The organism is Clostridia bacterium, from assembly GCA_036562685.1.
Taxonomy (GTDB): Bacteria; Bacillota; Clostridia; order Christensenellales; family DUVY01; genus DUVY01.
Genome location: DATCJR010000101.1, coordinates 1 through 4,876 on the forward strand (window position 1 = coordinate 1; position 4,876 = coordinate 4,876).

Here is a 4,876-nt window from a genome sequence, read left to right on the forward strand (position 1 = left end):
ATGCGGGCAAACGCTCGCACAAATGACCGACAAACCATATATTTTTGCTGATATTGATATAGAAAGAATAATCGGCTTAAGAACGCTTCATGGAGTACAGGCTTTTTATGACAATACTTTTATGGAAATACCTATTGAAGATAACACTCCGATAAAAAACCTTAGAAAATATTTTAGACTGCCATATACTGATGTACAAGATTATAACAGGATTTATAACAGACTGGTAGATAATTTATACACTGTTATGAAAAACACCAAAAAGCGCCTGGCCTTAGAACAAAAACAGCATTTTTGGCTGCTGCTATCAATAATATTTGACATGTGCAAAAAGTATTTGATTAATCCAAAAGATATAGCAGTTTTGATGTTTGAAAAAAATACCGCCGGCAATAATATTATTGATTCTTTGGGATTTCACGTAGAACTAATACCGATTGAAAATATTTCAGACAACCTTAAAAATGCCGCGATCTTGGACTGGGCGCAAAAAAATTCAGCTATTTTATTAGGCTGTTATGACCGCGGCGATTATCTAATGCATAATATAAAGTCTCAGGACTGTGTCAATCTTTTGATAAACTTTAACAAAACCTTTCTTTATGCTCTTTTAGAAAATAGACGAAAATATGATCAAAGTTGGGCTGAAATTTTGTCTTATAACCAAATCGATATAAACGATATTTTAACTGACTTTTTTATATTTCACTATCTTGATAACGGCTTATCTGCTGAAAAGGTAAAGAGAATAGCTTATCAGACCTTTGACGATGTTCCTGAATCCAAAATTCAAGAACAATGGAACAGACTCATAGATAGATTGTAAGTTTTCTTGAGAAAATTATTTTAATTAACTTTTTACGGCATATTAAATGCCGTAATTTTTATACATGAAAATATCCTTTGGAATTTTGACGCATAATATCGGATTTTGAAAAATAAATTTATATACAATAGACTTTTAGTCTTATTAGTTTTTGGTTGGGGGCATATGAGAGAGTATATTATTCAGCGAGCAATCGAATTGGGAAAATATTTTGTAAAGACCAAAAAGACCGTTAGAGAAGCTGCCAAAGTCTTCAATATCAGCAAATCCACTGTTCATAAAGATATAACCGAAAGATTACAGGATATTGATACCGACCTTTTTGAAGAGGTAAGAAAAATCCTGGATTTTAATTTATCCGAAAGGCACTTGCGCGGAGGGCTTGCCACCAAATCAAAGTTTTTAAAGGCTAAACAATCAGCTCTCGAAAATCCTTGATAAAAACATCTGATATATCATACAAAAGATCGACTTCATCTTCTGGCTGCCCGTCAAACATGCCGATTATTTTGCAGCCAGAATCCTTGATGGTAACTATATAATATGGATAATCTTCTATGACTGCACAGTTGGAAGGTTCATAGCCTGTATCCGAAAATGCATACAAAAACAAAGCCCCGTCACGCTTATGTATTCCGGTAGTCCGTCTTGTATAAATCCCGTCTGCAGCCAATCCATATCTTTTTAAAACTGCCTCAACAAATTCTAATTCATTAAGTGTAATAATATATATGCGCTTATGATTTTCTCTTGCCCATAGCCAAAACTCATAAGCACCGTTTTTTAACTCACATTCTTTTTCATATAGCGGCAAAGCCTGACGAACAAACTCTTTATCAACAGTATCAAAATCAAGATTAAGGTTATATTTTTCATTAAGATTTTTTATCATATCCTTAAAACTGTTTTGATGCTCTATTTCCATGCCAGGTTGATAAACATTTAGTGCTTTTAAGGTGGCAATCAAAGCCTTTTTTTCTATGCCGACAGAATTAACCAAAGTTCTATCAAAGTCAATAAAATAAGCTTTTATCTGCTGAAATAATTCGTAGTTTCCCATATATTTATATTATACCATCTATAGTTGTTTTAGCAAATAGTATATTATCACTATGTGCCGCTATAATATATTGTTCATAATATAACATAATTTTTTTTAGTCTTATCAAAAAAGCTCCAATTTTCTTGGAGCTTTTTAGTTGTTTATCTGTTTGTTGTTTTCTATGCATGTTTTTTAGCAAAAACTTCGTCTTCTATTTGTTCTACATTGACTTCATCTGTTTCTTTAGGTTGTGTTTCACCCTTGGACATTTCTGAGATGAAGAATTCATTTATGATATTATAAACCTTAGCGGTTAATTCTTTTGGATCTTCATCAGGCTTTGGATATACAGGTGGCAAGATATTGAGAGTAAGACCTTTTCCGCCAGGGTAAGTATAACACATCGGTATTATTGGAACACCTGCAGATATTGCTACCCTAAAAGCACCTGTTTTGAATTCACGCAACGTTGGAGAGCGTTTTATCAAATGTCCTTCGGGATAGATAAGCACTTTTTTGCCGCTTTTAGCAAGGCCGCTAAAAGTATCAAGAAAATCCTTCATGTATCTAAAGTCTTTGGGCACAGGCAATGCACCCAAGCCTTTTATAATCGTTCCTACTACCGGCTTATAAAAGTTATCTTCCAAAGACATAATTTTCATACGAGTAGGAAATATGGACATGGCTATCATTGGTGCATCCATAGGATGAATATGATTGCATACAATAACAGCTCCGCCCTTTTTTAACTGCTTGTAATTAGCTTTGCCTCTAACCTTAACTCTCAAAAAGAATTTCTTTATTACCATCAAAATCGGTGCAAGAACCCAATAAAGCAAAAACGAAAACAATCTATAATACCAAGGGGTATTTATAAAATCGTCATGTTCATAATCAATTTTTTTCATGGCTGACCTTCTTTATGACACAATGTTTTCCCTTATGTACTCTTTGTCTTCTACCGGGTTAACTTGGTCAACTTTAATTTCTTCAGCCTGTTTTTGAGGCATTTTTAGGTTCTTATTCTTATGCTTCTGCAAGAAATGATGATAAACTTCAATTATCTTGTCTATAGATTTATCCAATGTGTAGTTCTTGGCATGTTCAGCATATTTTTGGGACATAATCTTAAGCTCTTCGGGATTTTCAATCCAATAATCAATTTTATTGCACAAATCCTTGTAATCGCCGTCTATAAACTTGGAACGGTCATCCAAAGCAAAATAATGAGTAGCACTCTTTTTGGAATTGCCGATAACAGGCACAAGTCCTGTTGCGAACGCTTCCATACAAGAAATTGATTCAACTTCTATTTGCGCGCAATGCACATATAAGTCACCTGCATTAAGAGCTTTGGGCAAATCATCTTGAGAATAGAAATTAAATTCAACATTTATTTTGAGCTTTTTGGCAAGTTTTTGATATTTTTTCTTTAAAGGTCCCATACCTGCCAAAACGAGCAAGATGTCATCTTTGTGCTTGCTTTTTGCTATAGCTTTCATTAATACATCCTGCTTCTTTTCACTTGATAATCTGCCTACTGATATAATGACGAATTTATCTTTCCAAGATTCTGGTCTTTCAACTTCCATAGGATAATATTTTTTATCGTCATATCCATTGCTTATGACATGAAGCTCTTGTTTGAAGCCATGTGCTCTTAACGTATCATAAACAAACTGAGTAGGACAATGAATATCAGTCGAATAACTATATAATTTTCTCTTAATCAATCTAAAAATAAACCTTTCAACACAAGGAAAATGATTTAGCTTTAGATTATAAGTGATATTGCCAGGGTGCATATGGAATGCTGTGAATACTGGAATACCCATTTTGTGCGCAACTTTAGCTGCTGTCCAGCCAAAAGGCAAAGGAAGATATATATGGACAAAATCCACATCTTTAAACGCTTCTTCAAATTTTTTAACATCAGGCTTTGCAAGATTGGCTCTATTCTTATCTACCAGAGGTTGAAAGATAGGAACATGGTATTGATCAAACATGATTTTGTCAGGTTCGGGAGTATTGCTATAAGACAATACCTTAACATAGTGTCCTCTTTTCCTTAGTTCGTTAACAAATCTTCTGGCAGAGACTGAAGTGCCATTGCCCGTATCGTCGTATGTATCCGCGACAACTGCAATTCTCATAACTAATCTCCTAATAAATATAATAAATACACTATAGACCTAAAATATAAGTCTATTCCATTTAATTATATCTATTATTAAAAATAAATACAATAAAAAATTAAACTATGTAAATGGATAAAACTGTATTTTATAAAAAAATAATTAGAATTTACTATGAATAAAATCTATGACACTATTAGCTGCACGCGCTCCATCACCGCAAGCCGTTACTACCTGTCTAAATGTATTAGCTCTTATATCTCCCGCAGCATATACACCTTGTATATTGACAGCCATATTATCATCAGTAATTATATAACCTTTTTCGTCAGTTAATACCTGATCTTTTATCAAGTCGGTATTAGGAATTTGACCTATCGCTACAAACAATCCGTTAACATTAATAACTGAAGTCTGATTTGATAATTTGTCTTTTATTTCCACACCAGTTAAAACATCATCAGATATTAGTCTTGTGATTTCACTATTTAGATGCAAAATAATATTTGGTGTAGAAAGCAGCTTGTTTATGCTAATGCTTTCTCCTCTAAATTTATCTCGTCTATAAATAATATGCACTTTTGATGCTAACTTAGAAAGATACAGGGCTTCTGTAACAGCGCTGTTTGCTCCACCGGCAATGGCAACTTCGCGTCCTTTGAAAAATGCTCCGTCACAAGTCGCGCAATAACTGATACCTTTTCCTACTAGATTTTCTTCTTCAGGCAATCCCAATTTTCTATTATTAGTACCCATTGCTAAAATTACAGCTTTGGCTTGATAGGTGTTTGAATCCGTGGTTATAGTTTTTATATCATTTTTTAAATCTATTTTTATAACTTCTTCAAAATTAACACTTGCTCCGTATTGCTT

The 4,876-nt window shown here is 33.5% G+C and carries 6 protein-coding genes; 2 read left to right on the forward strand and 4 right to left on the reverse strand.

Annotated features, from left to right (window positions below; translation table 11 throughout):
* Together VIL26_04765 and spoIIID are read left to right on the forward strand one after the other, a co-directional pair.
* Nucleotides 1–826: hypothetical protein (locus VIL26_04765; protein ID HEY8390244.1), on the forward strand; the 826-nt coding region annotated here is incomplete at its 5' end.
* A gap of 165 nt (nt 827–991) precedes the next feature.
* A complete protein-coding gene (gene spoIIID, locus VIL26_04770; GenBank protein HEY8390245.1) occupies nt 992–1,264 on the forward strand; it encodes a sporulation transcriptional regulator SpoIIID in 273 nt (90 codons plus the stop codon).
* Here spoIIID and VIL26_04775 read toward each other — a convergent pair.
* From VIL26_04775 to VIL26_04790, 4 genes are all read right to left on the reverse strand, one after another.
* Nucleotides 1,236–1,886: an HAD family hydrolase gene (locus tag VIL26_04775; protein ID HEY8390246.1), complete on the reverse strand. Its 651-nt coding sequence runs from the start codon at nt 1,884–1,886 to the stop codon at nt 1,236–1,238. The genes spoIIID and VIL26_04775 overlap by 29 nt on opposite strands.
* 161 nt (nt 1,887–2,047) lie before the next feature.
* Nucleotides 2,048–2,776, reverse strand: coding sequence for a lysophospholipid acyltransferase family protein (locus VIL26_04780; protein HEY8390247.1), 729 nt, complete (start codon nt 2,774–2,776; stop codon nt 2,048–2,050).
* A gap of 12 nt (nt 2,777–2,788) precedes the next feature.
* On the reverse strand, nt 2,789–4,021 hold the full coding sequence (locus VIL26_04785; GenBank protein ID HEY8390248.1) for a glycosyltransferase: 1,233 nt from the start codon (nt 4,019–4,021) through the stop codon (nt 2,789–2,791).
* Between the two features lie 144 nt (nt 4,022–4,165).
* The coding region (locus VIL26_04790; GenBank protein ID HEY8390249.1) for an FAD-dependent oxidoreductase at nt 4,166–4,876 on the reverse strand (711 nt) is incomplete at its 5' end.

Coding starts and splice junctions, on each gene's coding strand:
- spoIIID (HEY8390245.1), top strand. CDS start 992: ATGAGAGAGTATATTATTCAGCGAGCAATCGAATTGGGAAAATATTTT.
- VIL26_04775 (HEY8390246.1), bottom strand. CDS start 1,886: ATGGGAAACTACGAATTATTTCAGCAGATAAAAGCTTATTTTATTGAC.
- VIL26_04780 (HEY8390247.1), bottom strand. CDS start 2,776: ATGAAAAAAATTGATTATGAACATGACGATTTTATAAATACCCCTTGG.
- VIL26_04785 (HEY8390248.1), bottom strand. CDS start 4,021: ATGAGAATTGCAGTTGTCGCGGATACATACGACGATACGGGCAATGGC.